The sequence below is a fragment of the Streptomyces sp. RLA131 genome (assembly GCF_056270125.1).
In genome coordinates, this window is the sequence record NZ_JBWDOQ010000002.1 from 954,260 (window position 1) to 969,795 (window position 15,536).

General features: G+C 71.3%; 13 protein-coding genes. 8 read left to right on the forward strand and 5 right to left on the reverse strand.

What is annotated here, in order from left to right:
• Window positions 1–39: 39 nt before the first annotated feature.
• Window positions 40–408, reverse strand: a complete 369-nt coding sequence (locus RWE79_RS05185) for a hypothetical protein (protein ID WP_475938821.1) — start codon at window positions 406–408, stop codon at window positions 40–42.
• A 141-nt stretch (window positions 409–549) separates the two neighbouring features.
• On the opposite strand from RWE79_RS05185, the gene RWE79_RS05190 reads away from it, so the two are divergent.
• Both RWE79_RS05190 and RWE79_RS05195 read left to right on the forward strand, forming a co-directional pair.
• Window positions 550–1,707, forward strand: a complete 1,158-nt coding sequence (locus RWE79_RS05190) for an ROK family transcriptional regulator (RefSeq protein ID WP_475938822.1) — start codon at window positions 550–552, stop codon at window positions 1,705–1,707.
• 167 nt (window positions 1,708–1,874) lie between these two features.
• Window positions 1,875–3,500 (forward strand): alpha/beta hydrolase, encoded by a 1,626-nt coding sequence (locus RWE79_RS05195; protein WP_475938823.1) that lies wholly within the window; start codon window positions 1,875–1,877, stop codon window positions 3,498–3,500.
• Window positions 3,501–3,525: 25 nt separating this feature from the next.
• On the opposite strand, the gene RWE79_RS05200 is transcribed toward RWE79_RS05195, so the two are convergent.
• Window positions 3,526–4,284, reverse strand: a complete 759-nt coding sequence (locus RWE79_RS05200) for a GntR family transcriptional regulator (RefSeq protein ID WP_475938824.1) — start codon at window positions 4,282–4,284, stop codon at window positions 3,526–3,528.
• Between the two features lie 172 nt (window positions 4,285–4,456).
• On the opposite strand from RWE79_RS05200, the gene RWE79_RS05205 reads away from it, so the two are divergent.
• Window positions 4,457–5,203 carry an SDR family oxidoreductase gene (locus RWE79_RS05205; RefSeq protein ID WP_475938825.1) on the forward strand — a complete coding sequence of 249 codons (747 nt, stop codon included), beginning with the start codon at window positions 4,457–4,459 and terminating at the stop codon, window positions 5,201–5,203.
• 277 nt (window positions 5,204–5,480) lie between these two features.
• Here RWE79_RS05205 and RWE79_RS05210 read toward each other — a convergent pair whose 3' ends face one another.
• Together RWE79_RS05210 and sigJ are read right to left on the reverse strand one after the other, a co-directional pair.
• On the reverse strand, window positions 5,481–5,975 hold the full coding sequence (locus RWE79_RS05210) for a cupin domain-containing protein (RefSeq protein WP_475938826.1): 495 nt from the start codon (window positions 5,973–5,975) through the stop codon (window positions 5,481–5,483).
• The gene (sigJ, locus tag RWE79_RS05215) at window positions 5,972–6,886 is read right to left on the reverse strand and encodes an RNA polymerase sigma factor SigJ (protein ID WP_475938827.1); all 915 of its coding nucleotides are present in this window, start codon (window positions 6,884–6,886) and stop codon (window positions 5,972–5,974) included. Before sigJ ends, RWE79_RS05210 begins: the two co-directional genes overlap by 4 nt.
• Window positions 6,887–7,032: 146 nt before the next feature.
• Between sigJ and RWE79_RS05220 the strand changes: the two genes are divergently transcribed.
• From RWE79_RS05220 to RWE79_RS05240, 5 genes are all read left to right on the forward strand, one after another.
• Window positions 7,033–8,490 carry an NCS2 family permease gene (locus tag RWE79_RS05220; RefSeq protein ID WP_475938828.1) on the forward strand — a complete coding sequence of 486 codons (1,458 nt, stop codon included), beginning with the start codon at window positions 7,033–7,035 and terminating at the stop codon, window positions 8,488–8,490.
• 357 nt (window positions 8,491–8,847) lie between these two features.
• On the forward strand, window positions 8,848–9,690 hold the full coding sequence (locus tag RWE79_RS05225; RefSeq protein ID WP_475938829.1) for a nitrilase-related carbon-nitrogen hydrolase: 843 nt from the start codon (window positions 8,848–8,850) through the stop codon (window positions 9,688–9,690).
• An 11-nt stretch (window positions 9,691–9,701) separates the two neighbouring features.
• A complete protein-coding gene (gene hydA, locus RWE79_RS05230) occupies window positions 9,702–11,102 on the forward strand; it encodes a dihydropyrimidinase (RefSeq protein ID WP_475938830.1) in 1,401 nt (466 codons plus the stop codon).
• A gap of 21 nt (window positions 11,103–11,123) precedes the next feature.
• Window positions 11,124–12,146: a TIGR03842 family LLM class F420-dependent oxidoreductase gene (locus RWE79_RS05235; RefSeq protein WP_475938831.1), complete on the forward strand. Its 1,023-nt coding sequence runs from the start codon at window positions 11,124–11,126 to the stop codon at window positions 12,144–12,146.
• An 83-nt stretch (window positions 12,147–12,229) separates the two neighbouring features.
• Window positions 12,230–13,834, forward strand: coding sequence for an NCS1 family nucleobase:cation symporter-1 (locus RWE79_RS05240; RefSeq protein ID WP_475938832.1), 1,605 nt, complete (start codon window positions 12,230–12,232; stop codon window positions 13,832–13,834).
• A 39-nt stretch (window positions 13,835–13,873) separates the two neighbouring features.
• On the opposite strand, the gene RWE79_RS05245 is transcribed toward RWE79_RS05240, so the two are convergent.
• Window positions 13,874–15,508 carry a PucR family transcriptional regulator gene (locus RWE79_RS05245; protein ID WP_475938833.1) on the reverse strand — a complete coding sequence of 545 codons (1,635 nt, stop codon included), beginning with the start codon at window positions 15,506–15,508 and terminating at the stop codon, window positions 13,874–13,876.
• Window positions 15,509–15,536 lie beyond the last annotated feature (28 nt).

Sequence of the window (15,536 nt, forward strand, 5' to 3'; positions counted from 1 at the left end):
GCGTTCACCGGGTTGCGCGGCCTTCGGCGGCGCCGCTCCTCAATCGCCGGAAGGTCTGGAAACCACCCCGGTCACCGCTATCAGGCGGCCCGCGGCGTCCGGGGTGTGCGGCTGTATGCCCAGGGCTGTCCAGCGGCCCCCGGCGTGCCAGCCGTACAGCTCGTCCACGGATGGACAGAGCGGGTCGAAGTCGGGCAACGCGGCGGGGTCGAGGGTGTGCGGCTCGCCCCACCGCCGGGCGAGGAGCTCGATCAGGGCCTGGCACAGCGCTTCGAGGCCGTCCTGCACCTCGGGGACCAGGCCCGGGTCGGCGTCCCAGGGGTCCTCGGCGGTGTGGAGCGTGACGAGCCGGGGGCCGGGACGGGCACGCAGCGCCTCCATGGCGGCGAGGTGGGCTGCGAGGTTCATTCCTCCAGTAAAGCCGGGAGGTCTGACAGTTGACGCCAGGTCAGCATCGGAGCCCCGACGGCACTCGCCGGGAGCGGCCCGGACGGGTACGATCCGGCCAAACGCGGGGCGACACATGATCACAGGCTGGGAGGACGTACGTTGGGCCGGCTGACGGGCGGGGATCCTTCCCTGCTCAGGCGGATCAACTCCGCCGTGGTGCTGCACGCGCTGCGCGACGCGCAGACGCCGAGCCTGACCGAGCTGGTGCAGAGCACCGGGCTGTCGCGGCCCACCGTCGAGGGGGTCATCGAGGGCCTGACGGACTCGGGCCTGGTGGTGGAGGCACCGGCGGACCCGGGTGATGTGCGCAAGCAGGGACGGCCGGCCCGCAGGTTCCGCTTCCACGCCGAGGCGGGGCATGTACTGGGCGTCGAGGTCGGGGCGCACCAGGTGCGGGCGGTGCTGTCGGACCTCGGCGGCCTGATGGTGGGGTCGCATGCGCACGACGTGGCCGAAAACGCCCCGGCGGAGGAGCGGTTGGAGCGGATCCGGGGCACGGTCGCGGAACTGCTGCGCAAGGCCGGGGTGGCCCGGAGCACGCTGTGGGCGGTCGGGGTGGGCAGCCCGGGCATCATCCAGGCGGACGGGGTGGTGCGGCTGAGCACCGCGCTGCCGGGCTGGACGGCGCTGCCGCTCGGGGAGCGGCTGGGGCGTTCGTTCCGCTGCCCGGTGCTGGTGGAGAACGACGCGAACCTGGCGGCCGTGGCCGAGCACTGGAAGGGCGCCGCCACCGGCACCGACGACGTGGTGTTCGTCCTGGCGGGGCTGAGCCCGGGCGCCGGGGCGCTGATCGGCGGGCGTCTGCACCGGGGGTTCATGGGGGCGGCCGGTGAGATCGGCGCCCTGCATCTGCTGGGCCGGGAGGCCACTCCCGAGCATCTGCTGTCGACCACCGGGGAACCGCTGCATCCGCTCGACGAACCGGCGGTGGCCCGGGTCTTCGCCCGTGCCAAGGACGGTGACGCGCAGGCCCGCGAGGCCCTGGACCGTTTTCTGCGCAGACTGGTGCACGACGTGGCGGCGCTGGTGCTGGCGATCGACCCGGAGCTGGTCGTGGTGGGCGGCTGGGCGGCGGGGCTCGACGACGTCCTGGAGCCGCTGCGCGAGCAGTTGGCCCGCTACTGCCTGCTGCCGCCGAAGGTGACGCTGTCGGCGCTGGGGCAGGAGGCGGTCGCGACGGGGGCGCTGCGGCTGGCACTGGACCATGTCGAGGAGCAGCTGTTCGCGGTGGCACGGCCGGGCTTCCCGCTGCGCTGACCCACTCCCCCGCACACACCCGCCCGCACCCGCCCGCTCCGGGGAGAACGTAATCATTCGGGGGAATCGCCACCCCCGTCCGGCACGCCTGTTTTGCCGGTTTGTCGGACCAGCCGACGATCCCTCTCATCAGTGCTTCACCGGCGATCACGAGAGGGCGTCCCCCTGTGCGGCGAGCTGTCATCCTGGGCGTGTCCGTGGTGCTGGCGGCAGGGGCGCTCGCCGCCTCTCCCGCCGCCGCGAACGCGCCGGATCCGGTCTTTGACGAACTACGCGCGGCGGGGGTGACCGTCGCCGCCCAGCAGGCCGCCGTGGCCGGCATCCGCTTCGGCGCGTGCCCGGCCGACACCCGCCTCAAGGCGCCCATCCAGTGCGGCCGGGTGCAGGTGCCGGTGGACTACGCGCACCCCCAGGGCGCGAAGATCTCGCTGCTGGTGAGCCGGCTCAGGGCCTCGGGTCCGGCCGCGCGCCGCCAGGGCGCGCTGGTGTTCAACCCGGGCGGCCCCGGCGCTTCCGGCCTGTGGTTCGCGCGTCTGGGGCAGGCCGACATGCCGGCGCCCACCAGGAAGATCTGGGCCGCCACGGCCCGTACGTACGACATGGTGAGCTTCGACCCGCGCGGTGTCGGCCACTCGTCGCCGATCTCCTGTGTGAACCCTGCGACGTTCCAGCACGCTCCGACGGCGGACCCGCGGCACCCCACCGCCGCGGTCAAGACCCGTGAGCGGGCCCGGGCCCTGGCCCGGGCGCGGGGCTGCCTGAGGCGTTCCGGCGCGCTGCTGGGCCACATGACGACGGCGGACATCGCACGCGACATGGACGTGATCCGGGCGGCACTGGGCCAGCCGAAGCTGAACTACTTCGGGGTGTCGTACGGGACGTATCTGGGCGCGGTGTACGCGCACCTGTTCCCCTCGCACGTCCGCCGCATGGTGCTGGACAGCGTCGTCAACCCGGACACGCGCGGCATCTGGTACGGCTCCAACCTGGAGCAGAACATCGCGTTCGAGAAGCGCTGGGCGAACTGGCGGGCCTGGGCGGCGCGCCACAACAAGGTGTACCGGCTCGGGTCGACACCCGGCCGGGTGCTGGCCTCCTTCAACAGGGCCATGCGGCGTCTCGCCAAGCACCCGGCCGGCGGGAAGGTGGGCCCCGGTGAGCTGCACGGACGCGCGGTGCAGGCCTCGTACTACGACACGGAGTGGGTGTCCTTCGCCTACCAGTTGTCGAGCTATCTGCGCGGCGACGCCAAGCCGCTGACGGCGGCCGCGACTCCCGCCCCGGCCACCGCCAAGGCCGACGAGAACGGCGAGGCGGTGTATCTGGCCGTGCAGTGCGGCGACGCGCCGTGGCCGCGCGACTGGCACACCTGGGACCGGGACAACACGCGGCTGACGAAGAAGTACCCCTTCGAGACCTGGTCCAACGCCTGGCTCAACCTGCCGTGCGCCTCCTGGCCGGTGCCCTCCTCGCACCCGGCCGACGTGCGGGTGTCGCCGGACGCGGGGCTGCCGCCGGTGCTGATGGTGCAGGCCGAGCGCGACGCGGCGACGCCGTACGCCGGTGCGCTGGAGCTGCACCGCCGGCTGCCCGGCTCACGGCTGGTCACCGAGGCCGGACGCGGCTCGCACGGGCTGATCAGCTTCCGCAACCGCTGCCTCAACGACCGTGTCGACCGTTATCTGCTGACCGGGCGCACGGACACGCACGACGTGCGCTGCACCGGGCACCCGCTGCCCGTGCCGGCGGGCCCGCGGGGTATCCGGGACGCGAACTCGGGCCGCTTCTACTGATCCGGCCGCTGATCCGGCCGCCGGTTCAGGAGGCGGCGAGACCGGACTGCTCGTGGTGGGTGATCCGGACGCCGCTGTCCCCGAAGGTGAGCCGGCAGGTGTCGGCGCGGTAGGTCGCCACGGCCACCGCGGCGACCCTGCCGGCGCTCACGTAGCGGGTGGTGACGACCAGCACGGGGGCGCCGGGCAGCCGGTCGAGCTGCTTGGCGTCCTCGGCGCGTGCGGAGCCCAGTTCCACGGCGCGGTCCTCCCCGTCCAGCGACAGGGCGTGCAACTCCCCCAGTACGGCGGGCCCGTGGGCGGCGGGGCTCAGATCCGCCGGCAGCCCGGGAACCGAGACGGGCGGGACGTAGAGCAGTTCGGTGGCGACCGACTGGCCGCGCATGACGCGCTCCCGGCGGACGGTGTGCACCGGCTCGTCGGCGCCGGTACCGAGGGCCTTGGCCACGGCCGGCGGGGCGGCGGCCTCCACACAGCCGATGGTGCGCCAGGCGTCGCCGCCGGCGGCGGGCCACTCGCCCTGCGACGGACCGACGGACACGCCCATCCGCGGCGGCGCGACGGTGGTGCCGACCCCGCGGCGCCGCTGCAACCGGCCTTCCAGCTCCAGCTGTTCCAGGGCCTGCCGCAGGGTGGCGCGGGCCACCCCGAAGCGGGCGGCCAGGTCACGCTCGTTCGGCAGGATCTCCCCGACCATGAACTCGGAGTCCAGAGCGTCCGCGAGCACGTTCTTGAGGTGCCAGTACTTGGGTTCCGGCACCGTTTCGAGCTGCGTGGTCCCCACCCTGTCCTCCGATTTCCGAACCGCTCTTTATTAAAGGTCCTTGCACTATTACGCGACCATAGGGCGGCCCCCGGAGTTGGTCAAGACCAATCCTCGATCCGGGGAGGTCGGGGGAACGGACGTTCTACGCGGTGTTCATGAGGTGTTCGCAGCGCCGATAGCCTCGGGTCCCGTGACTTCAGTGACGGTGGTGACCGGCGCGAGCCGGGGTATCGGGGCGGCGGTCGCGGTGCGGCTGGCCGGGCCCGGACATGACGTGGGCATCGGCTACGTGCAGGACCGCGAGGCCGCGCGGGCGGTGGCGGAACAGGTCCGCGCGGCGGGCGGCCGGGCGGTGGTCTGCCGGGCCGACACCTCGGACGAGCAGCAGGTCGACGCGCTCTTCGACGCCGTACGGGACGGCCTCGGACCGGTCACCGGTCTGGTCAACAACGCTGCGGTCACCGGGCCGTTGGGGCGCTTCGCGGAGACGCCCGTCGAGGTGATGCGGCGGGTCGTGGCGGTCAATGTGACCGGCGCGATGATCTGCGCCCGGCGGGCCGCCCGCGAGATGTCCACCCGGTACGGGGGCGGGGGCGGCGCGATCGTCAACATCTCCTCGGGGGCGGCGACGCTGGGCGCCCCCGGCGAGTACGTGCACTACGCGGCGAGCAAGGCGGCCGTCGACGCCCTGACGCTGGGCCTGTCCAAGGAACTGGGGCCGGACGGGGTGCGGGTCAACTCGGTGCAGCCGGGCGTGATCCTGACCGGGATGCACGCGGCCATGGGCGACCCGGACCGGCCGCGGCGGATGGCGCAGGGCGTCCCGCTGGGCCGGGCGGGCGAGCCGGATGAGGTCGCGGCGGCGGTGGCGTGGCTGCTGTCGCCGGAGGCGTCGTACACCACCGGAACGATCCTGCGGGTGGCCGGCGGACGCTAGGCCCTGTCTGACAAATAGCGCCGGCCGCCCGGAGGGCGGGTCCCGCGGCGTCTGGTGCGTGCGATCGCAAGGCGGAGGATCGCCCTCGTAGTGGGCTACTCGGGCGACTCCGACAACGCAGCGAGCGTGCGTGCCAGGCGCCGTGGGACAGGCGGGATTTGTCAGACGGGGCCTAGCGCGGAGGGCCTCCGCCGCTGTTTCGTCCTCGATCGCCGGGCGGGCTCGTCCGGCGATCGGGGACGACGCCACGAAGGCTGGGCCGGGCCGCCGGGGCGGGTCAGCGGCGGTCGGGGTCCCGGGCAAGGGCGGCCAGGGTGTTCCACAGCAGCCGCTGGACCGGGCGCGGCAGTCCGGGGAGGAAGAGCGTCTGGTCCTCGCCGTGGTTGAGCCGGGCTATCCGAAGCAACGGGGTGCGGCCGGTCCCGGCCTGGAGCCGCAGCATCTGCTCCAGGATCCCGGCCGGGGTGGAGATCGCGCGGAAGGTGACCGGCGTGTCCGAGCGGTTGGCGAAGGCGTGCACGGTCCCGGGCGGGACGCTGACGCTCCGCCCCTCCTCCACGTACCGTCGCCGCCTGCCCGTCCGTACCCACAACCGCCCCTCCAGGACGGCGAACTCCTCGGTCTCCCTGGTGTGCAGATGCGCGGGCGGTCCGGCCACGCCGGGCGGGAAGGTGCTCTCGATCTCCAGCAGCCGGCCGCCGTTGTCCCGGCCGCTGCGCAGGATCGTGATCACGACACCGTCGCGCAGTCTGATCTCGTCGAAGTCGGTCATACGGGTGTGGACGGATCGGGCGCCGGGTTCTGTGACATGACGCCCCGCAGTTTTCCGGGGTTGGTGAGGATGTAGACGGTCGTGACGAGCCCGTCGGCGACATCGAGGGCGAGAACGGTGTGCGGTGTGCCGCGCGAGGTGATGAGGACGGCGGGGGCGCCGTTGATCTCGCGGAGACCGAAGCCGGGTTCGGGGACGGAGGTACCGGCGATGCCGCGCAGGAAGCGGCCGACCTTGCCGGCGCTCTCGATGATCCGCAGCGGGGCCTTCCGGACGCCGCCGCCGTCGCCGACGAGCCGGACGTCGGGGGCGAGCAGGGCGAGGAGGTCCTCGAGGTCACCGCCGACGGCCGCGGCGAGGAAGCGCTGGGTGATCTCGGCGGTGCGGGCGGGGTCGGCGTCGTAGCGGGGGCGGCCGTCCTCGACATGGCGGCGGGCGCGTCCGGCGAGCTGGCGTACGGCGGGTTCGGCGCGGTCGAGGGTGGCGGCGATGTCGGCGTACGGAAGGCCGAAGGCCTCGCGCAGGACGAAGACGGCGCGCTCCAGCGGGGACAGTGCCTCCAGCAGGACGAGCACGGCCAGGGAGACGGACTCCGCGAGCACGACGCGTTCGGCTGCGTCGGGGACGGTGTGTTCGAGGTCGGTGGCGACCGGCTCGGGCAGCCAGGGCCCGACATAGGTCTCGCGGCGGGAACGGACGTGCCGCAGGCGGTCGACGGACAGGCGGGTGGTGACGGTCACGAGGAAGGCGCGCGGGTCGCGTACGGCGTCGTGGTCGGCGTCGGCCCAGCGCAGCCAGGCCTCCTGGACCACGTCCTCGGCGTCGGCGAAGCGGCCGAGCATGCGATAGGCAACGCCGGTCAGAAAGGCGCGGTGCTGCTCGAAGACCCCTGCCGCGATGTCGTCGGTCACGGCTACCATCCTCACACCTCCGGGCCGGGGACTCGTGACCGACCGGTAGGAATGAATCCCTGCCGTAACAGGGCCGCAATCCGGCGCTCACGGGTGCGGGACACAATCCATCGCGTTCTACACCCTGTTGCACTCATAGGAGCACGATGTCCGGACAGGTCGCAGACAAGTCAAAGATCCCCGTAGCAGGCGGGCCCGGCAGCGGCGGGCCGCTCGACCGATGGTTCCGGATATCGGAGCGCGGCTCGGACTTCCCCCGTGAGATACGTGGCGGCTTCGCCACGTTCTTTACGATGGCATACATTCTCGTCCTCAATCCGATCATCCTGGGCAGCGCCAAGGACAAGTTCGGTCATGTGCTCTCCACCGGGCAACTGGTGACCGCCACCGCGCTCGTGGCGGCCGTGATGACGATCATCATGGGTGTCGGCGGCAACCTGCCGCTGGCCATCGCGGCGGGCCTGGGCCTGAACGCGGTGGTCGCCTTCCAGATCGCCCCGCTGATGAGCTGGGACGACGCGATGGGAACCGTGGTCCTGGAGGGCCTGGTCATCTGCGTCCTGGTCGTCACGGGGCTGCGCGAAGCGGTGATGCACGCGATCCCGCAGGCCCTCAAGCAGGCGATCAGCGTCGGCATCGGCCTGTTCATCGCCTTCATCGGCTTTGTCGACGCCGGCTTCGTCTCCCGTATCCCGGACGCGGCCCACAGCACCGTCCCCGTCCAGCTGGGCGGCACCGGCACGCTGTCGGGCTGGCCGGTGCTGGTGTTCTGCCTCGGGGTGCTGCTGACCATCGCGCTGCTGGCCCGCAAGGTCAAGGGCGCGATCCTGATCAGCATCATCGCGATGACGGTGCTGGCGATCGTCATCGACGCGGTCGCGAACGTCGGCAGCTGGGGCCTGACCACCCCGAAGCTGCCCGACCACGTCTTCTCCGCCCCCGACTTCGGACTGATCGGCCACTTCAGTCTCTTCGGCGCCTTCGGGCAGGTCAGCGCGATCACGGTGGTGCTGATCGTCTTCACCCTGATCCTGTCGGACTTCTTCGACACCATGGGCACCGTTGTCGGCATCACCGCCGAGGCCGGACTGCTGGACGAGGAGGGCAAGGTCCCCAACCTCGGCCGGGTGCTGCTCATCGACGGCGCGGCGGCCGTCGCGGGCGGCGCGGCCTCGTCCTCGTCCAACACCGCGTTCATCGAGTCGGCGGCGGGCGTGGGCGAGGGCGCCCGGACCGGCTTCGCCAATGTGATCACCGGTGGTCTGTTCGCGGTGGCGCTCTTCCTGAGCCCGCTGCTGACCATCGTGCCGCTGCAGGCGGCGGCTCCCGCGCTGGTCGCGGTGGGCTTCCTGATGATCACCCAGGTCAAGAACATCGAGTGGGACAGCTACGAGATCGCCATCCCGGCCTTCCTCACCATCGCCGTGATGCCGTTCACCTACTCCATCACCAACGGCATCGGCGCCGGCTTCGTGGCCTACGTCGTGCTCAAGGCGGTGCTGGGCAAGGCGCGTGAGGTGCACTGGCTGCTCTGGGTGACCTCGGCGCTGTTCGTGGTGTACTTCGCGATCGACCCGGTCGAGCAGCTGCTCGGGGTGCGCTAGCCCCCCGAGCCCCCCCGAGAAGGGGAGCCCCGACCGGGACGGGGGTGCCCGGTCGGGGCCGTTGGCCGGGCCGGCGCTGCGCGCGGGCCCGTATCTGGAGCAACTGACGGCGCGGGGCGGGAGTTCCCGCCCCGCGCCGTCTTTTTTCGCGGGACACGCGCGCGTAACCCGCGAGCCCCGGACGAAACCCCGAATTCACCGCTCGCGCGACCGCTCCTGACAATCGTCGGAACGGCATCGTCGCAGGTGACGCGGCGGAACGCGGCGGGCCCCATCGCGTTACAGCGTGGTACTGCACCCGGTGTCGGCGAACTCCTAGTGTCAGCCGTCAACAGACCGGATCCCGGAGGGAAACCCATGAGTCGAGTAGTGCGCGCCGCGCTTGTGCAGACGAAGTGGACCGGCGACATGGAGTCGATGATCGCCCTGCACGAGCAGTACGCCCGTGAGGCGGCCGCGCAGGGTGCCCGGATCATCGGCTTCCAGGAGGTGTTCAACGCCCCCTACTTCTGCCAGGTGCAGGAGGCCGAGCACTACAAGTGGGCCGAGCCGGTGCCGGACGGCCCGACGATCGTCCGGATGCAGGCGCTGGCCAAGGAACTCAACATGGTCATCGTGGTGCCGGTGTACGAGGTCGAGCAGGCGGGCTTCTACTACAACACCGCCGCCGTGATCGACGCGGACGGCTCCTACCTCGGCAAGTACCGCAAGCACCACATCCCGCAGGTCAAGGGCTTCTGGGAGAAGTACTACTTCAAGCCGGGCAACCTGGGCTGGCCGGTCTTCGACACCGCCGTCGGCAAGGTCGGCGTGTACATCTGCTACGACCGCCACTTCCCGGAGGGCTGGCGTGCCCTGGGCCTGGCGGGTGCGGAGATCGTCTACAACCCGTCGGCCACCTCGCGCGGCCTGTCGGCGTACCTGTGGCAGCTGGAACAGCCCGCCGCGGCCGTCGCCAACGAGTACTTCGTGGCGGCCATCAACCGGGTGGGCGTCGAGGAGTACGGCGACAACGACTTCTACGGCACGTCGTACTTCGTGGACCCGCGCGGCCAGTTCGTCGGTGACGTGGCCTCGGACAAGGAGGAGGAACTGGTCGTCCGCGACCTGGACTTCGGCAAGATCGAGGAAGTCCGGCAGCAGTGGGCGTTCTACCGGGACCGCCGTCCGGACGCCTACGGCCCGCTGACCGAGGCGTGAGGGGGAATCCGGTGAGCCGAACCCTGATCCGCGGCGGACTGGTCATCACCGCCGCCGAGGAGATCCACGCGGACGTCCTCGTCGAGGGCGAGAAGGTCGTCGCCCTGGCCGCCACCGGCAGCGCCGTGGCCGAGGGCTGGACCGCCGACACCGTGATCGACGCGACCGGGAAGTACGTCATCCCGGGCGGTGTGGACGCGCACACCCACATGGAGCTGCCGTTCGGCGGCACCGCCGCCTCCGACACCTTCGAGACCGGCAGCCGGGCCGCCGCGTGGGGCGGTACGACGACCATCGTGGACTTCGCCGTCCAGTCGGTCGGCGAGTCGCTGCGCAGCGGTCTGGACACCTGGCACGCCAAGGCCGAGGGCAACTGCGCGATCGACTACGCCTTCCACATGATCATGTCGGATGTCACCGAGAACAGCCTCAAGGAGATGGATCTCCTGGTGGACGAGGGGGTGACGTCCTTCAAGCTGTTCATGGCCTATCCGGGGGTCTTCTACAGCGACGACGGCAAGATCCTGCGGGCCATGCAGCGCGGCGCCGCCAACGGCGGGCTGATCATGATGCACGCCGAGAACGGCATCGCCATCGACGTCCTGGTCGAACAGGCGCTGGCGGCCGGCCAGACGGACCCCCGCTACCACGGCGAGGTGCGCCGGGAGCTGCTGGAGGCCGAGGCCACCCACCGCGCGATCAAGCTGGCCGAGGTCGCCGGCTCCCCGCTGTACGTGGTGCATGTGTCGGCCGCCTCCGCGGTCGCGGAGCTGGCTCAGGCCCGCGACCGGGGGCTGAACGTCTTCGGTGAGACGTGCCCGCAGTATCTGTTCCTGTCCACGGACAATCTGGCCGAGCCGGACTTCGAGGGTGCCAAGTACGTGTGCTCGACGCCGCTGCGGCCCCGGGAGCACCAGGCCGAGCTGTGGAAGGGCCTGCGCACCAACGATCTGCAGGTGGTCTCCACCGATCACTGCCCGTTCTGCTTCTCCGGTCAGAAGGAGCTGGGCCGGGGTGACTTCTCCAGGATCCCCAACGGTCTGCCGGGGGTGGAGAACCGGATGGACCTGCTGCACCAGGCGGTCGTCGACGGTCGCATCTCGCGGCGCCGCTGGATCGAGATCGCCTGCGCCGCCCCGGCCCGGATGTTCGGCCTGTACCCGCGCAAGGGCACCATCGCCCCGGGCGCCGACGCCGACATCGTCGTCTACGACCCCCACGCCGAGCAGGTCATCTCCGCCGAGACCCACCACATGAACGTCGACTACTCGGCCTACGAGGGCAAGCGCGTCACCGGCCGGGTCGAGACGGTGCTGTCGCGCGGCACCGTGATCATCGACCAGGACCGTTACCTGGGGCGGGCCGGCCACGGCCGCTACCAGACCCGCGAGACCTGTCAGAACCTCATCTAGGGATTCCAGGGAGCAGAGCACATGGATTTCGGTCTCGTACTCCAGACCGACCCGCCCGCCTCGGGTGTGGTCGAGCTGATGAAACGCGCGGAGCGCCAGGGCTTCACCCACGGCTGGACGTTCGACTCGGCGGTACTGTGGCAGGAGCCGTTCGTCATCTACAGCCAGATCCTGTCCAGCACCGAGCGGATGATCGTCGGCCCGATGGTCACCAACCCGGGCACCCGCACCTGGGAGGTCACCGCCTCCACCTTCGCGACGCTCAACGACATGTTCGGCAACCGCACCATCTGCGGCATCGGCCGCGGCGACTCCGCGATGCGGGTGGCCGGCCGCAAGCCCAACACCCTGGCCCGTATCGAGGAGGCCATGCACGTCATCCGGGAACTCGCCGAGGGCCGCGAGGCCGACCTCGGCAGCGGCACGACCGTGAAGTTCCCCTGGGTGCGCGAGGGTGCCGAGCTGCCGGTGTGGATGGCGGCGTACGGGCCCAAGGCGCTGGCCATGACCGGTGAGAAGGCCGACGGTTTCATCCTCCAGCTGGCCGATCTGTACCTCACCGAGTGGATGGTCAAGGCGGTCAAGGACGCGGCGGTGGCGGCCGGCCGCGACCCCGCCGACGTCAGGATCTGCGTCGCCGCCCCGGCCTATGTCACCGAGGACGACTCGCCCGAGGCGCTGGCCCACGCCCGTGACCAGTGCCGCTGGTTCGGCGGCATGGTCGGCAACCACGTCGCGGACCTGGTCGGCAAGTACGGCCAGTCCTCCTCGATGGTCCCGGAGGAGCTGACGGATTACATCAAGGCCCGTCAGGGGTACGACTACTCCCACCACGGCCGCAGCGGGAATCCCGACACCGCCTTCGTACCGGACGAGATAGTCGACCGCTTCTGCCTGATAGGCACCGCGCAGCAGCACATCGACAAGCTCAACGCCCTCAAGGCACTGGGCGTCGACCAGTTCGCCCTCTACAACATGCAGGACGCCAAGGAGTCGACCATCGACACCTACGGCACGACGGTCATCCCGGCCGTCAACGGCTGAACACCGCCCCCCACCCCGCCCGCCCGCACGGCACACGTTCGACCGATCCGGCGTCCCCCGCCTCGAACGAAGGGGCTGCAGCCATGACAGCCACCGAGCCCTCCTCCGCCCAGAGAACCCAGGCCGACGGCCGCGTCGAGCTCCCCGCCGACGCGGTACCGTCCGGCCCCTACGCCAACGAGGACCTGCTCCCGGTCCCGTTCGCCCAACGCAAGTGGACCACGTACAACTTCGCCGCCCTGTGGGTCGGCATGGCCCACAACATCGCCTCCTGGACCCTGGCCTCCAGCCTTGTCGCGCTCGGCATGGACTGGAAGCAGGCGGTCCTGACGATCGCCCTGGCGAACGTCATCGTGCTGCTGCCGATGCTGCTGACCGGCCACGCCGGGCCGAAGTACGGCATCCCCTTCCCGGTCTTCGCCCGCGCGGCCTTCGGCATCCGGGGCGCCAATCTGCCCGCCCTGGTGCGCGCCGCCGTGGCCTGCGCCTGGTTCGGCATCCAGACCTGGATCGGCGGCTCCGGCATCTTCCTGCTGGCCGGCAAGCTGTTCGGTGACAGCTGGGCGAAGGCCGGTGAGATCGGCGGCTACCCCTGGACGCAGTGGCTGTCCTTCGCCGTCTTCTGGGCGATCCAGATCGCGATCATCGTGCGCGGCATGGAGACGGTCCGCCGCTTCGAGAACTGGGCGGCGCCCTTCGTCATCGTCGGTGCCGTCGCCCTGCTGATCTGGATCAGCGTGAAGGCGGGCGGCTTCGGCACGCTGCTGTCCCAGCCGTCCCAGCTGGGCTGGGGCAGCGGCTTCTGGAAGGTCTTCTTCCCGTCCCTGATGGGCATGATCGGCTTCTGGTCCACCCTGTCACTGAACATCCCCGACTTCACCCGCTACGCCTCCACCCAGCGCGCCCAGCTGTGGGGCCAGTCGCTCGGTCTGCCCACCACCATGACGCTGTTCGCCCTGCTGTCGGTGCTGGTGACCTCCGGCTCCGAGGCGGTCTACGGTGAGGCGATCTGGGACCCGGTGGCACTGGCCGCCAAGGTCGACAACTGGGTCGGCATCGTCTTCGCGCTGGTCACGGTACTGATCGCCACCCTGTCGGTGAACATCGCGGCCAACACCGTCTCGCCGGCCTTCGACCTGTCCAACATGGCGCCGCGCAGGATCAGCTTCCGTACCGGGGCACTGATCACCGCCGGTGTGGGTGTGGTGATCTTCCCCTGGAAGCTGATCTCCAGCCCCCAGGCGTACATCTTCACCTGGCTCGGCACGGTCGGCGGAATGCTCGGCACGGTGGCCGGCATCCTCATCGCCGACTACTGGATCGTCCGCCGCACCCGGCTCGACCTGGCCGACCTGTACAAGGCGGGGGGCCGCTACTGGTACGACGGCGGCTGGAACTGGCGGGCGCTGGTGGCCTTTGTCGTCGGCGGTGTGCTGGCGATCGGCGGCTCGTACTCCAACGTCGTCAAGGGCGTGAAGCAGGGGCCGTTCCCGGCCGACGGGCTGATCCCCTTCCTCAAGCCGCTCGCGGACTACGGCTGGGCGGTCGGGCTGGCCGCCTCCCTGGTCGTGTACTACCTGCTGACCCGGGTGGCCCCGGACAGCAACACCCACAGCGACGTCCACAGCGACGTCCACGGCGAGACCCATGGTGAGACCCACGGTGAGACCCACGGGGTCAAGGACTGAGACAGCCGCACGGCAGGCGCCGCGGGGCCCGGGTCGGAGCTACGACCCGGGCCCCGCGGCGCGCTGTGCCTCGTGGGCCAGGAGCGCGACATAGACGGAGGTCAGCTGCTCCCAGTCGTCCAGATCGGTGCCGAGCAGGGCCTCGATGCTCTGCAGCCGCCGGTAGAGGGCGGGGCGGCTGACGTGGTGCATCTGGGCGGCCAGTGACTTGTTGCGGCCGGTGTCGAGGTAGGTGCGCAGCACGTCGAGCAGGTCGGGGCTGCGCAGCAGCGGGCCGAGTTCGCGTTCGATGAAGGCCTGGAGTTCCGGCTCGTCGCGCAGCAGCCGTACGAGTCCGCGCAGCCGTACGTCGCGCAGCCGCGCCACCGGGGCCGCCGGGGGCCCGGCGACCGCCGCGTCGGCGACATGGACGGCCTCGACGAAGGAGCGGCGCAGCTCGTCGAGTTCGGTGCAGTCGAAGCCCGCTCCGGCCACCGCGGTCCGGCCGGCGGCCGCCAGCCCCTCGTGCACCTGGACGACGACGCGGCGCACGGCGGCGTCCGCGTCCTGGTCGTACGGGACGCTGAGCAGGACGGCCGTGCCCGCGGCACCGATACGCGCCACCAGCCCGGCGACACCGGGCTGGTCGGCCAGGACGCGGTCGATCAGCTCGGGCATGTCGTCGGGGCCGTTGTCCTCCAGCAGGCGGACCACGACGGGGACGAAGGTGCGCCGGTTGACCGGCAGCCCGGCGGCCCGGACCCGGGTGAGCAGCTGCTCGGGGCGGGCGGTGCCGGAGGCGAGGTCCAGCAGCAGCGACTCGGCGGCCTGGTCCTCCCAGCCCCGGTCGCGGTCGCCGAGCAGCCGGTGCATGACCAGGGCCTCGGCGGCGCGGGCGGCCAGCACCTGTCCGTACTCCTCCGGGCCCTGGTAGCCGAAGAGCACCATGCGGCCCCACTGCCGTCCGCGGGCCTCCAGCGAGGCCACGATCCAGCCGTCGGGGCCGACCGTCACCGGGCCCGCCGCACCGGACAGCTCGGCCACCTGCCGGGAGACCCGGTCCCAGTCCCGCAGCAGGTCGCTGAGGGATCCCTTGTCGCCGGCCGAGGCCAGGACCCGCTGCGCCAGGTTCACCAGGACCACCGGGCAGCCGCTGTAGGAGGCGATCTCGTCGAGCACCTGCTGCAGGGTGGCGCCGGACAGGTTGAGGGTGGTCAGCGAGGACCTGACGCGGTCGGAGAGGTCGAGGGCGGCGAAGCGGCCGTGCGCGAGCCGGGAGTGCACCTCCTCGGTGAGCCGGGCGAAGGGTGCCGGGCGGTGCAGCACGATCAGCGGCACCCCGCAGCGCTCGGCGGCGCGGCGCATCGGCTCGGGCGTGGTGCGGAAGGCCCGGCCCAGCCCGAGGACGACCGCCGCGACGTCGGCCCGCTGCATCGACTCGATGTACTCGCGCTGGGCGCGTTCGTCGCCGGCCAGCAGCAGCCCGGTGGTCAGCACCATCTCGCCGCCGTTGAGCATGACCCCGACATCCAGCGCCTCGGCGACATGCAGCCAGCGCACGGCCCGGTGCAGATGGGCGGAGCCCGCCACGACCTCGGCGCCCCAGGGCGCCACCAGGTCCAGGTCCAAAACGTCGCGCACGGTGAGCCGTCCTGCCGTGGCCTGCGGCTGGATGGCCGGTATCTGCTCGCTCACAGCGGTACGCCTGTCGCTCGTGCTGCCC

What these genes read in the sequence shown, in the direction of transcription:
- RWE79_RS05185 (WP_475938821.1), bottom strand. Translation starts at nt 408, where the DNA reads ATGAACCTCGCAGCCCACCTCGCCGCCATGGAGGCGCTGCGTGCCCGT.
- RWE79_RS05210 (WP_475938826.1), bottom strand. Translation starts at nt 5,975, where the DNA reads ATGACCGACTTCGACGAGATCAGACTGCGCGACGGTGTCGTGATCACG.
- RWE79_RS05220 (WP_475938828.1), top strand. Translation starts at nt 7,033, where the DNA reads ATGTCCGGACAGGTCGCAGACAAGTCAAAGATCCCCGTAGCAGGCGGG.
- RWE79_RS05225 (WP_475938829.1), top strand. Translation starts at nt 8,848, where the DNA reads ATGAGTCGAGTAGTGCGCGCCGCGCTTGTGCAGACGAAGTGGACCGGC.
- RWE79_RS05235 (WP_475938831.1), top strand. Translation starts at nt 11,124, where the DNA reads ATGGATTTCGGTCTCGTACTCCAGACCGACCCGCCCGCCTCGGGTGTG.
- RWE79_RS05240 (WP_475938832.1), top strand. Translation starts at nt 12,230, where the DNA reads ATGACAGCCACCGAGCCCTCCTCCGCCCAGAGAACCCAGGCCGACGGC.